Source organism: Candidatus Pantoea communis (assembly GCF_011752685.1).
GTDB classification, from domain to species: domain Bacteria; phylum Pseudomonadota; class Gammaproteobacteria; order Enterobacterales; family Enterobacteriaceae; genus Pantoea; species Pantoea communis.
Window position 1 is genome coordinate 130,288 of sequence record NZ_VWXC01000003.1, and the last position, 17,507, is coordinate 147,794.

The window sequence follows — 17,507 nt, forward strand, 5'->3', positions numbered from 1 at the left end:
AACAAGGTTAAAACCGATGCAAACATCGCAACTTCAACGCGCGGGACTGGTGGTCCTGCTGGCAGGGCAACTGCTGCCCATGATCGATTTTTCCATTGTCAACGTGGCGCTGGATGCCATGGCGCATACGTTGCGCGCCACATCGATTGAGCTGGCGCTGATTGTCGCCGTGTACGGCATTGCTTTCGCCATCTGCCTGGCGATGGGCGGACGCCTGGGGGATAACTACGGACGTCGTCGGATATTCCTGGCAGGAGTATGGATCTTCGGTATTGCATCTTTATTATGCGGCATCGCCAACAGCGTCGGCCTGTTGATGTTTGCTCGCGCACTACAGGGTGTCGGCGCGGCTTTCATCGTGCCGCAAATCCTCGCCACTATGCATGTCACCATGAAGGGCAGGGAGCACGCACGCGCCATTGGTCTCTACGGCGGCATTGGTGGGCTGGCCTTTATCATCGGCCAGGTGTTAGGTGGATTCCTGATCAAAGCGGATATCGGCGGCTACGGCTGGCGCAGCGTGTTCCTGATCAACCTGCCGATTTGCCTGTTTGTGCTGATCACCGCGCGACGTTTTGTGCCTGAAACCCACAATCATCAGCGCGTGCCGGTGGATGTCAGCGGCACCTTGCTGCTTGCAGGCGCGATTGGCTGTTTGATGCTAGCGCTGGCGCTCGGTCCGCTGCTGCACTGGTCATGGCCGTGCATTCTGCTGCTGGTGCTGTTCCCGGTGTTATTGCATCGCCTGCGTCAGAGTTCACTGCGTCTGGAAGCAGAAGGCGGTTCGCCGTTGCTGCCCCCTTCGCTGCTGCGTCTGCCAAGCGTTCGCTTTGGGTTGACCCTGGCGGTGCTGTTCTTCTCCTGCTGGAGCGGCTTTATGTTCGCGGTAGCGCTGACGCTGCAGTCAGGAATTGGCTTAACTGCATTTCAGTCGGGAAACGCGTTTATCGCTCTGGGCGCTGCCTACTTTATCGGTGCGATGCGTTCAACACGCATGGTGGAACGCTTTGGTAAACGCACCACGTTACTGACCGGTTGCGGCATCCAGATGGTCGGTTTGATTGCACTGATCGGGACTTTCCAGTTTGCCTGGCCTGATGTTGGCGTCTTTACCCTGATGCCCGCCACCATCCTGATTGGCTTCGGTCAGTCGTTTATCGTCAGCACCTTCTATCGCATTGGCATGAGCGGTGTACCGCATCATCAGGCGGGCGCGGGCAGTGCGGTGTTATCCACCGTACAGCAATCGGCACTCGGTTTGGGTCCGATGCTGCTCGGAGGCGTTTTCACGCAGATTAACATGCATGGTAATCACCTGGCGGCTATCTCCGGCACCCTGGGCGTGGAGCTGTTAATGATGGTGACGCTGGTGATTCTGACCAGTCTGAACCGTCGCACTTTCCAGCCGGTGACGGCGGAAGGGTAATCCTTATGCTGTGATTTCTGCAGCGGCTTTTCAGCTTACTGTAAGGTAAGCGAAAATCCGTTGATTGCGCTGAATTTACCTTTGGCGCAGTGGTCTTTTTTCCGGAACATATCGCCGCAACTAACGGGCTGAACCGCGTGTTCAGCCCGTTTTTTTGTGGTGCGGCAGAAATGCGTTGAATGGAAAAACGGCAGGCTCATAGCAGATGAAAAAGATGTTAACCGGGTTACTTTTCATGGTAACCACCACAGCCTTTGGTGCAGACGATTTCACCCTCAGGGATATTCACTTTGACGGCTTGCAACGCGTCGCACCGGGTGCAGCAATGCTGAGTATGCCCGTACGCGTGGGCGATCGCGTCACAGATGACGATATTCGTAACACCATTCGTGCGCTATTTGCCACTGGCAACTTTGAAGATGTGCAAGTGCTGCGCGATGGCGATGCGCTGCTCATTCGTGTGAAAGAACGGCCGGCCATTGCGAGCATTTCCTTCTCCGGCAACAAGGCAATCAAAGAAGATCAGCTGAAGCAAAATCTCGACGCCACCGGTGTGCGGGTCGGCGAAGCGCTGGATCGCACCACATTATCGGATATTGAAAAAGGGCTGGAAGATTTCTACTACAGCGCGGGTAAATACACTGCCAGCGTCAAAGCTGTGGTCACGCCGTTGCCACGCAATCGTGTCGACCTGAAGTTCGTGTTTACCGAAGGTGTATCCGCGAAGATTCAGCAGATCAATATTGTCGGCAATCATGCCTTCTCATCAGATGAACTCATCTCGCACTTCCAATTGCGTGATGATGTGCCGTGGTGGAATTTTATTGCCGATCAGAAATATCAGAAACAAAAACTGTCCGGCGATTTAGAAACACTGCGTAGCTATTATCTCGATCGCGGTTATGCACGTTTTAATATTGATTCAACGCAAGTGAGTTTAACACCCGATAAGAAAAGTATTTATCTGACAGTCAATATTCATGAAGGCGATGTTTACCATATTTCCGATGTTATCCTGAACGGCGATATGGCGGGACACTCCGCCGAAATTGAGAAACTGGCTCATATACCGCCAGGGGCTTTATACAGCGGTGCCAAAATTAATGAGAACGAAGGCGCGATCAAAGCGCTGCTCGGTCGCTACGGCTATGCTTTCCCGCAAGTCAGTTCTCAGCCTGAAATTAACGATGCAGACAAAACCGTTAAGCTGCACGTCAATGTAGAAGCGGGCCATCGTTTCTACGTACGTCAGGTGAAGTTCAGCGGCAATGACACCTCAAAGGATTCGGTGCTGCGCCGTGAGATGCGCCAGATGGAAGGGTCTTGGTTAGCCAGCGATGCGGTTGATCAAGGTAAGGCCCGTCTCAATCGTACCGGCTATTTCGAAAGCGTCGATGTTGATACCCAGCGTGTGCCCGGCAGCCCTGATCAGGTCGATGTGGTGTATAAGGTGAAAGAGCGTAACACCGGCACTTTCAACGTGGGTCTTGGGTACGGCACCGACAGCGGCATCAGTTACCAGCTTGGCGTCAGCCAGGATAACTGGATGGGTACCGGTAATACCGTGAGTTTTAGCGGCACTAAAAACAGTTATCAAACCTATGTTGAGATTGCTGCCACCAATCCGTACTTCACCGTGGATGGCGTGAGTCTTGGCGGTAAACTGTTCTACAACGATTACAGCGCCGAAGATAATGACCTGTCTGAATACGCGCTGAAGAGTTTTGGTGCCAGCAGTACATTAAGCTTCCCGATCAGCGAAAACAGTAATCTGAGTTCAGGGCTGGATTACACCTACAACCGCGTCAGTAATATGGCACCGCAGGTCTCCATGTGGCGCTATCTGGGATCGCAGGGCATCCATCCGAAAGTCATCACCACTAATGAAGATGATGATGACGATTACGCCACCAGCGATGAGAAGTTTGTTGCTAATGACTTCTTCTGGAACATTGGCTGGAACTACAATTCGTTAGATCGCGGCTTCTTCCCAACCTCGGGGGTTTCAGCGGGTTTCAACACCAAAGTGACGATCCCGGGATCGACCAACAGCTATTACAAAAGTACGCTGAGTGCCAACGCATACTTACCGCTGAGTAATGACCATCGCTGGGTGTTGATGGGCCGCACCAAAGCGGGCTATGCGGATGGGTTCGGTGGCAAAGAAGTGCCGTTCTACGACAACTTCTACGCCGGCGGCTCCAGCTCCGTGCGCGGATTCTCATCCAATACCATCGGTCCAAAAGCGGCTTATTACAGTTGCACCGGCAGCGAAAGCAGCTATGGCAACTGTTCGGTGAATAAATCGGATGATGCGGTGGGTGGTAATGCGATGGCTGTGGCGAGCGCGGAGTTAATCGTCCCGACTCCACTTGTTAGCGATCGTTATGCGGATTCACTGCGCACCTCGTTCTTTGTCGATGCCGGTACCGTGTGGGATACCAAATGGGAAAATACCGCGGCAACGCGCGCGGCAGGCATTCCGGATTATGGTGATCCGAGTGAAATCCGTGTTTCCAGCGGTCTGGCACTGCAATGGCAATCGCCGCTTGGTCCGCTGGTGTTCTCCTATGCCTTACCAATCAAGAAATATGAAGGTGATAAGTCAGAGCAGTTCCAGTTTAATATCGGGAAAACCTGGTAGCGGTTATTTATTTGTTAAAGGACGAAGTGAGATTTACGTTATCTTTAAACAGAGAGAACAGAATAAAAAAGCCGTTTGAGTAAAATAGTCAGGGTACGGTGCTTATGGAATGAGTGCCTGCCACCATCGTTGTTATGCATTTTCTGTAAATATATTTCGCCACCCATTTGGGTGGCTTTTTTATTTTATTTAACCTTCGCTCAGGCGTAATCCGCTTTCTGCATCAAACAGATGAATCTTCTCGGCGTTGAATCCAATACGAATCTGATCACCACTTACTGCAGCATGGCGCCCGGCGATCTGCATGTGCATCGCATGGCCGTGCCATTCGAGATGCAATAACGTGGATTCACCGGTGATTTCGACCACTTTTACTTTAGCTTGTGCGCGAGTTTCGGCTTCCAGCAAATCATGAGGACGCACGCCCAGCGTCACCTTAGCCCCTTCGCGATCGCGTGCCGCCGCTTGCCAGCGCAGTGGCAGGGGTTGCCATAGATCCTGACACTGCACGCCCGGGATGCCATCGCGGGTAATCAATTGCGCCGGTAGCAGGTTCATCGGCGGCGAACCGATAAAACGCGCCACAAACGTGTCCGCTGGTCGGTCATAAATCGCCAGCGGTGCACCCTGCTGCACAATGCGACCCTCTTTCATCACCACAATCTGATCGGCCAGGGTCATGGCTTCTACCTGATCGTGCGTGACATACACCATGGTGGTTTTGAAGCGTTGATGGAGGGATTTGATCTCCGCACGCAACTCCATCCTCAGCTGTGCATCGAGGTTGGACAACGGCTCATCAAACAAGAACACCTGCGGATTGCGCACCATCGCGCGGCCCATCGCCACACGCTGGCGCTGCCCACCGGATAACGCACGCGGATAGCGCCCGAGCAGTTTATCAATGCCGAGAATCCCGGCGATGCGTTCGATTTTGCTCTGCTGCTCTTCGCGCTTCACTTTCTTCACCTGCATATGAAACGCGAGGTTCTCTGCCACCGTCAGATGCGGATAAAGCGCATAGCTTTGAAACACCATAGCGATATCACGATCGGCGGGATCGCGATCGTTGATTGCCACTTTATCCATCATGATTGCGCCATCCGACAGGCTCTCCAGCCCCGCCAGCAGACGTAATAAGGTGGATTTACCACAGCCGGACGGGCCAACTAGCACGGTAAAACTGCCGTCGGGAATGGTGAGATCGAGCGGATGCAGAACCGATTGTTTGCCGTAGCGCTTGGCCACTTTTACGAGTTCAACACTGGCCATGATTTAGCGCTCCTGTGCGGAAAGTTGCAGTTGATGCCAGTCGGGATAGCGACGTGGCTGGGTACTGATTGCCAGTGACGCCACCGCGATGCCCCATTGCAGCGCGGTGGTGATATTCTGCTGATGCAGCAGCGCAGCGAGAAAACCGGCATTAAAGCTGTCGCCTGCGCCAATGGTGTCCACCACGGTGACGGGCTTCGCGGGCTGAGTGATGTGCTGATGTGATTGCCAGCAACCCGCCCCCTGCGCTCCGCATTTCACCACGCAACCGCCACGTCCGCTGAGTCGTTGTGCGAGTTGGGTGGCGGCCACGTTGAGGTCCTCCGCGTCCATCAGACCCAGCGTTTCGACTTCATTGAGCAGTAGCCAGTCACACAGCGGCAACCATGGCGCCATCTGCTGGCGAACCTCTTCGGTCCAACCCTGCGGCGGCCAACCGGTATCCACGGCGGTGGTAAATCCGCGTTGCTGCAACTCACTCAGTAACAGCGGGTATTCGTTGTACAGATGCAGGCACAGGAAGGTGCCACACAGCAGCACGATATCGCCTTCATTGGCACGCAGCGGCAGTTGATTGAGCACATCTTCGGCGGTGAGCCGCACGATATGGCCAAGATTACTGAGGAAGGATCGCTCGTGATCGGAGTGCGTCACACCTACGGTGAGTGAGGTTTCACAGTGATAGCGCGTCCAGTGGGCGACGCTGTGTGGAAAGTAACTGCCCAGCCAGGCGCTTAAGCCGTCATCGCCCTGATTTGCCACTGCACGATGGCGCACCTGCATTGCTTCCAGTGCTAACGCACAGTTGCCCGCCGATCCGCCGGGACGCAATTCGCTGTGATTCATCATCACTTCGGTGCCACGCTGCGGCCAGTGGTCGAGGGTGCCCATAATCAAATCGACGTTAATATTGCCGACCACATACAGCGTGGCGGTAGTGTCCATGTTCATCTTCATCCTTTGCTCCCGCCACTGGCCAGGCCGCTCACCAGCGTTTTCTGCAGCCAGATAGCAATAAACAGCGGTGGCACGGATGCCAGAATGCCGACCGCTGCGATCAAACCATCATCGGTGGCGCGTCCGGCGGTAAAGCCCGCAATCGTCACTGGCAAGGTTTGTGCCGCAATGTTGCTGGTGAACAATAGCGCATAGAAAAACTCATCCCACGCCAGCAACCAGCCAAACAGCGCCGCTGCACCCAGCACTGGTTTTGCCAGTGGCAGGGTAATGCGCAGCAGCACCTGCCAGACGCGCAAGCCATCCAGCCGCGCCGCTTGCTCAATATCCTGCGGTAAGGCATCGAACTGGTTTTTCAGCATCCACGTCAGAAACGGCAGGATCAGCGAGCAGTAAACGATGATCAAACCGGGGCGCGTGTTAAGCAGATCAAACTGTTGCAGCAGGAAGTAGAGTGGCAGCACAAACGCCACTGGCGGCACCATATATATAGCGAGCGAGGCAAACAGCCAGCCATCGCGACCACGATAGCGCGAGAAGCTGAACGCCGCCGGAATGGCCAGCAGCAGACAGATAATCGTCGCCCCGGTTGCCACTAACAGGCTGTTACCCAACGCATGCAGGAACAGCGTGCCGGGTTGGCCGGGTTCCAGTGAGATCAATCGGCCGTAGCGACTGAAGTCCCACTGGCGCGGCAACCATTCCAGCGGAACCCGCGTGAGATCGCTGGTGGCGCTGACGCTCATCAGAAACAGCCAGCCCATCGGCGCGAGTACGGAAATCGCCACCAGCAGCGCGGCGGCATATTTGGCCGTGCTGCGTAATTTAGCCTTCATACACGCTCCCTTTGCGGCGCTGACGCCACAATAACAACATGTAAAGCGTGATCAGCACGGCGCACAGCAATGTCATTAACATGGCATAGGCGGCACCGCTGCCCGCGCGCAGATAGCTGAACGACTCCTGATAAACGTAGAAACTCAGGGTTTTAGTGCTATCGACCGGACCACCGCGCGTCATCACGTAGATGATGTCGAAAATCTTGAAGGCATCGATGGTACGCAACACCAGCGCAACGCTCAGCGGACCGACAATCGCCGGAAAGGTGATGGCACGGAAGCGCCGCCAGGCGGATGCGCCATCCAGACGCGCCGCTTCAAACAGATCGTCAGGGATGGATTGCAGCGCAGCCAGTACCAGCAGTGTCACCAGCGGATAGTTTTTCCAGATATCGGCAAACATCACCGCGTTCAATGCCGAATCCGGCGATCCCAGCCAGCTACGATAGCCATCAATAATGCCCAATTGAGTCAGCAGGGCGTTAATGCTGCCGTAATCGGGGTTAAAGTTGAGACGCCACATCATGGCGTTGACGATGGTCGGCAGCGCCCACGGCAGAATCACCAGCACGCGCAAAATGTTGCGTCCGGCAAATTTCTGATTCAGTAACAATGCCACCAGCACGCCAATCACACCCTCAAACGCCACCGAGACCACGGTGAAGTAGAGCGTGCGCCACAGCGAAGTTTGGAAATCGGGATCGGTGATGGCGAACAAATAGTTCTCCACACCCACCCAGGCTGGTGCTTCACCGCTGCCAATGAGGGCAGCATCGGTGAAACTCAGCCAGATGGTGCGCAGCAGCGGCCAGGCGGTGAGCAACAGCATCACCAGCAACATGGGTGCTAACAGCACCCATGCCTGCCGTTGTTCGCGTTGACGCAAACTCAGCATGCTGACCCCTTAACGTAAACGCGCCGCACTTTTATCAACCGTCTGCATGGCCGCGTCTGGCGTGGCGCTGCCCACCAGCACTTGCTGCAGTTGCTGCTGCAAGGTGTTGGAGAGACGGGAATAATCAGCGGTTTCCGGGCGTGAAAGCATCACGTTCAATGATTTGTCCGCCGCCGCGATCAGGCTCTCCTGATTCTTCAGTACCGCAGGATCCTGATATGAGCTTTTCCAGATGGGCAGGCTCAGGGTAGCGTATTTGTTTTGAACCGGTTGCGAAGTCATGTAGCTGATGTATTGCCACGCCTGGTCACCGTGGGTGCTGCCTTTGGCGATGCCGAGCCCCATCGAACCGTTCACCGCACCAAATTTACCCGGCGCATCGCCTGGTGCCGGAACGATCCCGACCTGACCGGCCACTTTGCTCTGCTTCGGATCGTTAGCCATGTTGTACATATAGGTCCAGTTCAGCGCGAACGCGGCATCGCCGTTGGAGAAGGCTTTGCGCACATCCTCTTCCAGATATTCGCGTGAGGCTGGGTTACTCAGCCCTTCATCCAGCGAACTCTTCATCAGCTTGACCGCCTGCAATGAGGCCGGGCTAGAGAAATCGAGCTTGCCGTTGTTATAGAATTTGCCGCCAAAGCCAGATACCAATGTGGTGTAATCACACACCAGCGCTTCCGCCTGCGACCAGCTCCACACCAGTGGATATTTTACGATGTTCTTTTGTTTGATGATGCGTGAGTCATCAATCACCTGTTGCCAGGTTTGCGGCGGGGTGGTGATCCCGGCTTTCTCCAGCATCGCTTTGTTGTAATAGAGGTATTTAGTATCAAGGATCCACGGCATGCCAAGGGTTTTGCCGTTATAGACCACGGTGTTCATTGCGCCGGGGAAGATCTTCTCTTTTTCGTCTGCGGCGATACGGCTGCTGACGTCCTGCAGCAGATCAAATTTGGTGAATTCCGCCGGCCAGATGGCGTCAAACAGCACCACGTCATAACCGTTACCGCCTGCACCACGTGCTGCGACAATTTTGTCATGCAGCGCTTCGTACGGCACAAACTCCAGATTCACCTGCACGTCCGGATGCGCTTTCTGGAACTCCTGCGTCATGGCGCGAATATCATTTTCGCTGTAAGCCGCCTGAGTCATAAACAGCGCATTGAGGGTGGTTGCGGCTGCCGCGCTACCGGCGCTGGCTAACATCACCGCGATGGCACAGCCTTTCAATGTGGTCGAAAACCGGATTTTCATAACATTTTCCGCCTTGATGCAAGAAGAGGGTGTTTAATTAAATCAATTTGATTGATTTAATAACGCGCACAGGTTGTCAGGTTGCTGCAGCTGACATCAATGAGCTAAAGCAAGTGACGTGCCAGGGCATAAATCTCGTTTGCCGCTGGACACTACTCTGCACAGATTTTTGCTGATGTCAGGTAAACAGATTGTAAATTGTGTCGCCGATCATAGATATTGATGCGCTGGCAGTCGCGAGCGTGAAAAGAGGGAAGCGGGATGAAAACATCAGGAACCAATCTGGAGCATGCGCGCGCGCACAACCGTCGTGTGATCATTGAAGCGATCCGCTTGCACGGTGAATTGACGCGGGCTGAGCTGGCGCGACTCACCGCCTTAACCCCGCAAACCGTCTCCAATATCGTGGCTGAACTAGAAGCCGCCGAACTGCTTACCAGCCGCCAACCGCGCAAGCAGGGGCGTGGGCAACCGGCGATTCCGGTAATCCTCAATCCAGCCAGTGCCTTCTCCATCGGCATTCATCTCGACCACCAAACCCTGCTGATTGTGCTGGTGGATCTCACCGGTGAAGTTCATTTCCGCCGCCTTATTCTGGTGCAAAAACCCCAGCCCGATGCCACTTTAGCGCGCATTGCGGAGGTGCTGGCAGAGATCAAAACGCAGCTCGGTGACCGCTGGCAGAAAGTCCTGGGGATCGGCGTAGTGATGCCGGGACCCTTTGGCGTTGAGGGGATTTCCTCGGTGGGTCCCACTACCTTGCACGGCTGGGAGTCGGTCGATATCGAAGCAAGGCTGGCCGAAATGAGCGGCGTGCCGGTCACGCTGGAGAACGATGCCACGGTAGCGGCGATTGGGGAGCGTTTCCACGGCGTTGCGCGCCATCTCAACTCGTTTATTTATCTCTACATCGGCACTGGATTAGGCGCTGGCATCATCATGGATGGCCATGTTTACAGCGGCCATGCCCACAACGCCGGAGAAATCGGGCATGTGGTGGTAGAACCGGGGGGACGTGAATGCTATTGCGGCAATCACGGTTGCCTCGAACGCTATGTATCACTGCAGGCAGCCTATGAATTCTGTGGGCTGGACCCGATGACCGCGTTGCCGGACGACCTGCTGGAAGTCGATCCCGCCGTATTTGATCGCTGGATTGATACGGTGCTCACGCCATTGCGGCAGGGCATCAATATGCTGGAGTGCATTTTCGATGCGGAGAGCGTGATCATCGGCGGCATGATGCCCGCCGCACTGTTGGATAAAATCATTCAGCGCCTACCGCCGCTCTATCAGTCGGTGCGCGGGCGTTATCTCACCGGCTCGCGCCTGAAAACCGGCTTAACCGGCAGTGATACTGCTGCGTTGGGGGCGGCGGCGTTGCCGATTTTTGACGAGTTTAATCCGCAGTTTCAGGTGTTGATGAAATAAGGACAACAATGCGCAGGCAAGACCCATTCCTGCCCTTAAATGACGTTGAAACAACGGAAATCCTGACTTGCCATCTGCCAGAATACTGTTCCTGACGCCTGCGCTGCGGCAGGTGACTTGACAAGATTTAACTTGCGAAAAATACGCTCAACTTTTGCTGCTCCCGACCGTGCTCATCCATATTATCCGCCGCCAGCCAGGCCGATATCGCATGCTTCACCTGCGGCCATTCACCATCAATTATCGACAGCCAGTCGGTATCTCGATTGCGCTGTTTGCGTGTCATTGCCTGGCGGAAACGCCCTTCATAAGTGAAGCCAAGACGTTCCGCTGCCCGACGTGAGGCGAGGTTAGTGGAATCACAGCGCCAGGCGACCCGGCGGTAGCCCAGCTCAAATGCCTGTTTCAGTAACAAGTAGATCGCTTCACTGCCCAGCACGTTACGCTGCATCAGCGGCGACCAGGTGACATGACCAATCTCAATCGCACCGTTCTGGCCGTCAATATTCGCGAAACATACCGCACCAACCGCTTGCTGAGTGCGGTGGTCGATCACCGCGTAACTCACCAATCCACTGTCCTGGCATTTTCCACTGATCCAACTTTCCATCTCTGCCAACGAGGCGGGCTGTGTCGCGCCCAGCCAGGTCCAGTCCCGATCGTCTGGTGCGCTTGAGAAGGTGGCAAACAAAGCGTGACTGTGCGCAATATCTAACGGTTCAAGCGTACAAAAGCGGCCGTGAAGCGCAATAGCAGGAGGCGCGGCCAGCGGCTGCCAATCTGGCAGAGCAAAACCCACTGGCTGACCATATTGGTTTAGTTGCGTCATCGTCTTTCCCTGGCTGAGTTGCAAATTATGTGCAAAGGCACTGTGTTGCCTTAATACACTCAGTTTATAACAAGAAAATTATCGGGCGATTTAAAATCTTTTTTACGCATTACCGTAATGACATTTTGTACCACCCATAACTTGCCAACTTGTCTGTCATGGGTGATTGCACACGGAAAGTGTAAATGTGTTTTATTGCACTTTAATACAAAACGCGTGCCTTCATCATAATCAATTATCGTAGAAAGGTGTGTTTGAATGAATGTCTGAAATACGTTATCCAGTTCATGTAATGTGATGGATGGTTTATTACGCGGATCGTTTATTCGTTCAAATGCGGCATGGAAAGTAAAATGAATTCTGGCGCAGTCTTCAGCGAGGATGTCATTGATATCAGCTTCCAAATCCAGGAGTTGTTGTTCCGTTATGGTCATAATGCTGCGCAGCAACCTCGCTCAGTTTGCGATTGAGCTCTTCATTTGAGAGTGCATGAACGGTCGCAACATGGGCGCTGTAGCTTAGCGTTCCCATCCGGACATCAAACTCTTCATTATCAAATGAATCGACAAAGACAGCGTTGCCGCTCTCAGCATCAAAAAATGAGGCATAATTCTGCTCTATTTGCATGTCAAATTTAAACATACAGACTCCCAATCAAGAAATTCTCTTCGATTATAGATGACAGAAATTACACCTTTTATGCAGTTTTAGCGACAAGCCGATAAACAATTCGCGATGATTTTATCACCCGATGAGCAATGTGCAATATTTAAATGGTCGAAGTGGTGAAATAATTTCTATTTAAATCATATTGTTAATGGTTTTGGTAACGAGATTTAATACTGTTTTAAGGCCACATATGTCTCGATTTTTAATTTTCAACTTGTTAGTTTTACAGTTTCCAAAACCGAGAATATCTGTTGTTAGGACGTGTAAGTAGATTCAGTAACATTATTAAAAATATATCTCGGACGAAAATCTTCAGCACAAAACAAATGGAGCTAAAATGCAGCCAAACCTACGCGAAGTCGCAGTCAAGAACGTTGAAATCGGTAGTAACGTTACGATTTACCAGCCTGCGAACGTTTATTGCTGCACCCTGCAAGACGATGTCTTCATCGGTCCGTTTGTCGAAATCCAGGCACATACGGTGATTGGAAGAGGCACAAAAGTGCAGTCGCACACCTTTATCTGCGAATACGTTAGCGTGGGTGAAAACTGCTTTATTGGTCACGGCGTGATGTTCGCCAACGATATGTTCCGGGATGGCAAACCCAATGCCGATCGAGAAAGCTGGGCGCGCATCACGCTGGGTAACAACGTCTCAATCGGCAGTGGCGCGAGTATTTTGGCGGTCAGCATCTGCGATGGCGCGGTCATCGGCGCGGGCAGTGTGGTGACGAAAGACATCACGCAGAAGGGCGTTTACGCCGGAAACCCGGCGCGTTTAATGCGGCTGCTTTAACTCTCCATCACCCAATGCCCGGCACCCACCTCGCGATAGCGCCGTGTTTCTGGCACGAACCCTAATGCGCGCACCGGGCTTTTCAGCTCGCTAACGTCCATATGGCGCTTGAGATGACGTCGAGCTGGGTCAGGCACCGGCACCGATGACAATAACTTGCGCGTGTAGTCATGCTGCGGATTCTCAAAGATCGCAGCGCGCGGGCCGATCTCGACAATCTCGCCCAACAGCATCACCGCCACGCGATGGCTGATGCGTTCCACCACCGCCATATCGTGGGAAATAAACAGATAAGACAGCCCAAGGCTGCTCTGCAGATCCAACAGCAGATTAATAATCTGCGCTTTGACAGTCACATCCAGCGCAGAGACGGATTCATCGGCAATAATCATTTTGGGGTCGAGCATCAACGCACGGGCAATACAGATGCGCTGGCGCTGACCGCCGGAAAACTCATGTGGATAACGTTTCATCATCGCCGAAGACAAACCCACACGTTCCATCAACTCCGCCGCCTTTTCCCGAGCAGCCTGTTTACTGCCGAGCTGATGTTGCAGATAAGGCTCGGTCAGGGCTTCGAGAATCGACATCCTTGGATTAAGGCTGGCGAACGGGTCCTGAAATATCATCTGCATCGCCCGACGTAACTGGCGCAGTTCGCTGGAGGAGAGATTTAGCACGTCATAACCGTCGAAAGCGATCTCGCCGGCATCGGCTTTCACCAGCCGGGTGAGGGAGCGACCGGTGGTGGATTTTCCACAGCCGGATTCACCGACCAGCGACAAGGTTTCGCCGGGCATCAGATCGAAAGAGATATTCTCCACCGCATGCACCGCACCGGTTTTGCGGCTTAACAGCCCTTCGTGGATGCTGAACCGGGTGCTGAGGTTTTTCACCGACAGCAGCGGCTGTTGCGAAGCGGGGCGCTCAGGTAGCAGTGCAACCGCATCACCTTTCAGCGCAAACTTCTGCGGCCCCGAAATGCCACGCATCGCGCCGAGCTGCGGCACGGTAGCGATCAGCGTGCGCGTATAATCCGCGGCTGGCGCCGAGAAAATGTCCGCCGTGGTGCCCGTTTCCATCACATCACCCTGATACATTACCAGCGTGCGATCCGAAACTTCCGCCACCACGCCCATATCGTGGGTGATAAACAGTACCGCGGTGCCTTCCTCTTCCTGCAATGTCTTAATCAGGTCGAGAATTTGCCCCTGGATGGTGACATCCAGGGCGGTCGTCGGCTCATCGGCAATCAGCAGTTTTGGCCGCAACGCCAGCGCCATGGCAATCATCACACGCTGGCGCATGCCGCCGGAAAAGTGATGCGGATAATCATCGAAGCGTTTAGCGGCATTAGGAATGCGCACTTTCTCCAGCAGCTTCACCGTCTCTTCCCGCGCCGCCCGCTTACTGATGTTGCGATGGTTGATCAGGACTTCAGCGATCTGGTGACCAATGGTGAAAGAGGGGTTGAGGCTGGTCATCGGCTCCTGAAAAATCATCGCCACGGCGTTGCCACGAATATCGCGCATCGCTTTTTCGCTCAGATTCAGCAGGTCCACGCCGTTCAGCAGCACTTTGCCGGTCACGCGCGCGTGGCGCATATTCAGCAAGCGCATAATCGCCATCGACGTCACGCTTTTGCCCGAACCCGACTCCCCGACAATCGCCAGCGTCTCACTGGCGTTGATGGTCATCGATACGTTCTTCACTACCTCACGCCACTGATCGTCATGGCGAAACGCAACGGTGAGGTTTTCTACCTGCAAGACCGGCTCGCGACTCATTTGGCCGCCACAAAGCGAGCCGAACGGGTGCTGACCGGCAGAAATTCAAAGTCAGTGTCGAAAGGATAGGCAGGCTGCAGTTTACGTTTACGCTCCAGACGTTCGACGTACTGATCCACCACGCCTTCAGACAGCGCCATCAGGTTAGGATTAGCAAGTGGTGCCAGTTCCGGTGACAGATAACCCGATTTCACCACCACAATTTTTGCCTGCGCAGGATGAAGCCCCAGCAATTCAAAATCAGCGATATTGTGATAAGGGCGACGACGATCGGCGACCACCACCGTAATGCCGCCGGTTTTCAGCAGCGCCTGTTTAGCCAGCGAACGCGCATCATCACTCACCAGCAGGACTTCAAATTCTGCAGTAACTTTCCCCCCTGCGGGATCGAGCGTGGCACCGATCGTCAGAGTGAGTTTCGCCCCAACGCCTGCCGCAAAAGCAGCATCGGTGGCCGGTTTATCGGTGATTCCGGCGACGATCACATCCTGCGCGCCCTGGCGAATCAACTCTGCCAGCAGATTGGCACGATCGCCCACGCCACCACCGGTCGGGTTATCGCCCGAGTCGGCCAAAATCACCGGTGCAGTTTCACTGGCGATGGCCATTTTCACGCACTCTTCGGTGCTGCCTGTGACGCAGCCGAAGACAAACTCGTCGCGCGCCTGCCAGTATGCCAGCGCCAGTTTTGCTGCCTGTTCGGAAAGCACATCGGCGTCGGTACCGGTCATGATCGCCGCCGCAGTGGCGCGCGGTTCATCGGCCCAGACATAGCCGACCATCAGCGACGCATCCCAAATGTGGTCGATTTCATTGATACCCGGCAAACGCGCATACAAACTTTTTGCCGGTTCATCTTCGGTACTGGTGCGCTCACCGGGCAGCACCACCGGAATCGGTGCCCAAATCACACCGGGTTTCACGCCGGTTTGCAGGCTTTTCACCAGCATCGACACGGATCGACGCATGGTCTCTTCCACATCGATGTGCGGCGCCGTGCGATAGGTGGAGAACATATCAATGGCATCGATGATGCGCTGCGTCACGTTGCCATGCAGATCGTAACTGACGGTGATCGGACAATCCGGGCCGACCAGTTCGCGCGTAGCAGTAATCCAGTCACCTTCGGCATCTTCCATCCCTTCCACATACACCGCGCCGTGCATGGCGAGGTAGACGCCGTCCACCGGCAGCTGTGCTCGTAGACGGGTGAGAAAATCCTGCCTGAAATCATCATAAGTGACCCGCGCCACCGGACCACCGGCGATGGCGCGCGCATGGAAGGTCGGCAGAAACTCCGCATCATAATCCTGCAAAAAGGCAAAGTAGGGGTTGGTTAGCAGATCGTCACCGCGCACGATGCGGAAGTCGTCGGCATAGTTCAGCACCGGGTTATACGTACTGCACTCCGTATGAATGCCACCAAAAGCAATGCGCATACAGCCTCCGCTAGTCAGGTAATTGAATGATGAATCGATATGCCGCCACGCTTGCCGCGGCGCGCGCCCAGCTCTGTTCGCTGATCACGATGCTGGAAATCGGGGTTTTGCCCATGATCGACGGCAACACGTGGCTATCAATGGATTGCATCACCACGGTTTTCAGTAAGCCGTCAAAAGCATCGGGTTGATGTGCGATGACGATCAATTCGGGATCGTTCATCTGAATAATGTTGGCGATCGAGAGGCCCAGCGCGTGACCAGCCTGATGCAGAATGGCGATGGCGGCACTGTTGCCTTTCACCGCCAGCGCTTCCAGTTCGGCGATGGTTTGGCTCTCCAGTGCTTTATCGCGCATGCTCTCGCGAATCGCGGTCAGCGAGGCGAGAGTATCCAGGCAGCCGCGTTTGCCGCATCGGCAAGGGCGGCCGCCGGGTTCGATGGTGCAGTGGGCGATTTCACCGGCCCCGCCGTGTGCGCCGCGATGCAGTTGGCCCTGGAAGAAGTGTGCGGAACCGATGCCGTCACCATGGGAAATCAGGGTGAAGTTGCGCGCTTTTTTCGCCACGCCGAAGATCTTCTCGCTGACGGCCAGCGCTTTGGCATCGTTCTCCAGCGAGACATCAAGGCCGGTTTGCTGTTTGAGCATGTCGGCCAGCGGGACATGCTTCCAGCCCAGCAGCGCTGATTGCACGCAAATTGCCTGATTTTCATCGACAAATCCGGAGAGCGTAACGCCCAGGCCAATTAATTGATCGGCTGAAATGCCTTTCTGCGCAATCAAATCGGGAATCGCTGCCGCTAGCGTCGCACTCAGCTGTTGGGGATCAGGATCGAGTGGCATGTGCGTGCTCGCCAGCACCAGTCCATGCATATCAATCAGCACTAAAACGACGTACTCGCCGAGCAGCGAAGCGCCGAGAAAATAGGCGCTGTCAGCACGCATTTTTAATAATACTGATGGCCGACCCTGACCGCTGGATTCCGCCAGGCTCTCTTCCAGCAATCCGGCATTCAGCATCTCTTTGACCAGTGGGCTAATAGCGGCTTTGCTCAATTTCATATTTTCCGCAATAGCGGTACGGCTCATGCCGTGCGAGGCAATAAGCAGACGCAAAATTTGCTGCTGGTGGGCATTGAGCATGTTGGTTCTCACTGCATTAGCGATATGACCTGACAATAATGAGGCTGGAAAACAAATTCAACGATATTTAGTTAATTTCCTGAACGCAGATCTAACTATAAGTAAAATATATGAACTTACGT

Annotated in this window: 15 protein-coding genes; 4 read left to right on the plus strand and 11 right to left on the minus strand. The window is 54.3% G+C overall.

Going from position 1 to position 17,507, the window contains the following annotated elements; translation table 11 throughout:
* The first annotated feature begins 16 nt into the window (after nt 1–16).
* The gene (locus tag F3J37_RS06560) at nt 17–1,426 is read left to right on the plus strand and encodes an MFS transporter (RefSeq protein ID WP_166932535.1); all 1,410 of its coding nucleotides are present in this window, start codon (nt 17–19) and stop codon (nt 1,424–1,426) included.
* 205 nt (nt 1,427–1,631) lie between these two features.
* Nucleotides 1,632–4,070 carry an outer membrane protein assembly factor BamA gene (bamA, locus tag F3J37_RS06565; protein ID WP_166932537.1) on the plus strand — a complete coding sequence of 813 codons (2,439 nt, stop codon included), beginning with the start codon at nt 1,632–1,634 and terminating at the stop codon, nt 4,068–4,070.
* A 189-nt stretch (nt 4,071–4,259) separates the two neighbouring features.
* On the opposite strand, the gene F3J37_RS06570 is transcribed toward bamA, so the two are convergent.
* The 5 genes from F3J37_RS06570 to F3J37_RS06590 are packed head-to-tail and all read right to left on the minus strand — an operon-like array spanning nt 4,260 to nt 9,290.
* The gene (locus F3J37_RS06570) at nt 4,260–5,342 is read right to left on the minus strand and encodes an ABC transporter ATP-binding protein (protein ID WP_166932539.1); all 1,083 of its coding nucleotides are present in this window, start codon (nt 5,340–5,342) and stop codon (nt 4,260–4,262) included.
* Between the two features lie 3 nt (nt 5,343–5,345).
* A complete protein-coding gene (locus tag F3J37_RS06575) occupies nt 5,346–6,293 on the minus strand; it encodes a carbohydrate kinase family protein (RefSeq protein ID WP_370662124.1) in 948 nt (315 codons plus the stop codon).
* A gap of 2 nt (nt 6,294–6,295) precedes the next feature.
* The gene (locus F3J37_RS06580) at nt 6,296–7,135 is read right to left on the minus strand and encodes a carbohydrate ABC transporter permease (protein ID WP_166932540.1); all 840 of its coding nucleotides are present in this window, start codon (nt 7,133–7,135) and stop codon (nt 6,296–6,298) included.
* Complete coding sequence (locus tag F3J37_RS06585; RefSeq protein ID WP_166932542.1) at nt 7,125–8,033, minus strand: carbohydrate ABC transporter permease; 909 nt, start codon at nt 8,031–8,033, stop codon at nt 7,125–7,127. Before F3J37_RS06585 ends, F3J37_RS06580 begins: the two co-directional genes overlap by 11 nt.
* 9 nt (nt 8,034–8,042) lie before the next feature.
* Complete coding sequence (locus F3J37_RS06590; RefSeq protein WP_097118772.1) at nt 8,043–9,290, minus strand: extracellular solute-binding protein; 1,248 nt, start codon at nt 9,288–9,290, stop codon at nt 8,043–8,045.
* A 261-nt stretch (nt 9,291–9,551) separates the two neighbouring features.
* Between F3J37_RS06590 and F3J37_RS06595 the strand changes: the two genes are divergently transcribed.
* Nucleotides 9,552–10,721, plus strand: coding sequence for an ROK family transcriptional regulator (locus tag F3J37_RS06595; protein ID WP_166932544.1), 1,170 nt, complete (start codon nt 9,552–9,554; stop codon nt 10,719–10,721).
* A gap of 127 nt (nt 10,722–10,848) precedes the next feature.
* On the opposite strand, the gene F3J37_RS06600 is transcribed toward F3J37_RS06595, so the two are convergent.
* The 3 genes from F3J37_RS06600 to F3J37_RS06610 are packed head-to-tail and all read right to left on the minus strand — an operon-like array spanning nt 10,849 to nt 12,192.
* A complete protein-coding gene (locus tag F3J37_RS06600; protein ID WP_166932545.1) occupies nt 10,849–11,550 on the minus strand; it encodes a GNAT family N-acetyltransferase in 702 nt (233 codons plus the stop codon).
* Nucleotides 11,551–11,609: 59 nt separating this feature from the next.
* Complete coding sequence (locus F3J37_RS06605; protein WP_072017048.1) at nt 11,610–11,984, minus strand: hypothetical protein; 375 nt, start codon at nt 11,982–11,984, stop codon at nt 11,610–11,612.
* A complete protein-coding gene (locus F3J37_RS06610) occupies nt 11,944–12,192 on the minus strand; it encodes a hypothetical protein (protein WP_058961653.1) in 249 nt (82 codons plus the stop codon). Before F3J37_RS06610 ends, F3J37_RS06605 begins: the two co-directional genes overlap by 41 nt.
* Nucleotides 12,193–12,556: 364 nt before the next feature.
* On the opposite strand from F3J37_RS06610, the gene F3J37_RS06615 reads away from it, so the two are divergent.
* Nucleotides 12,557–13,015, plus strand: coding sequence for an acyltransferase (locus tag F3J37_RS06615; RefSeq protein WP_166932547.1), 459 nt, complete (start codon nt 12,557–12,559; stop codon nt 13,013–13,015).
* Here F3J37_RS06615 and F3J37_RS06620 read toward each other — a convergent pair.
* Genes F3J37_RS06620 through F3J37_RS06630 form a run of 3 tightly spaced genes read right to left on the minus strand, consistent with a single transcriptional unit; the run spans nt 13,012 to nt 17,385 of the window.
* A complete protein-coding gene (locus tag F3J37_RS06620) occupies nt 13,012–14,802 on the minus strand; it encodes an ABC transporter ATP-binding protein (protein ID WP_166932548.1) in 1,791 nt (596 codons plus the stop codon). The genes F3J37_RS06615 and F3J37_RS06620 overlap by 4 nt on opposite strands.
* Nucleotides 14,799–16,241, minus strand: a complete 1,443-nt coding sequence (locus F3J37_RS06625) for a M81 family metallopeptidase (protein ID WP_166932550.1) — start codon at nt 16,239–16,241, stop codon at nt 14,799–14,801. The genes F3J37_RS06620 and F3J37_RS06625 overlap by 4 nt, the downstream gene beginning before the upstream one ends.
* A 10-nt stretch (nt 16,242–16,251) precedes the next feature.
* Nucleotides 16,252–17,385 (minus strand): ROK family transcriptional regulator, encoded by a 1,134-nt coding sequence (locus F3J37_RS06630; RefSeq protein ID WP_166932551.1) that lies wholly within the window; start codon nt 17,383–17,385, stop codon nt 16,252–16,254.
* Nucleotides 17,386–17,507 lie beyond the last annotated feature (122 nt).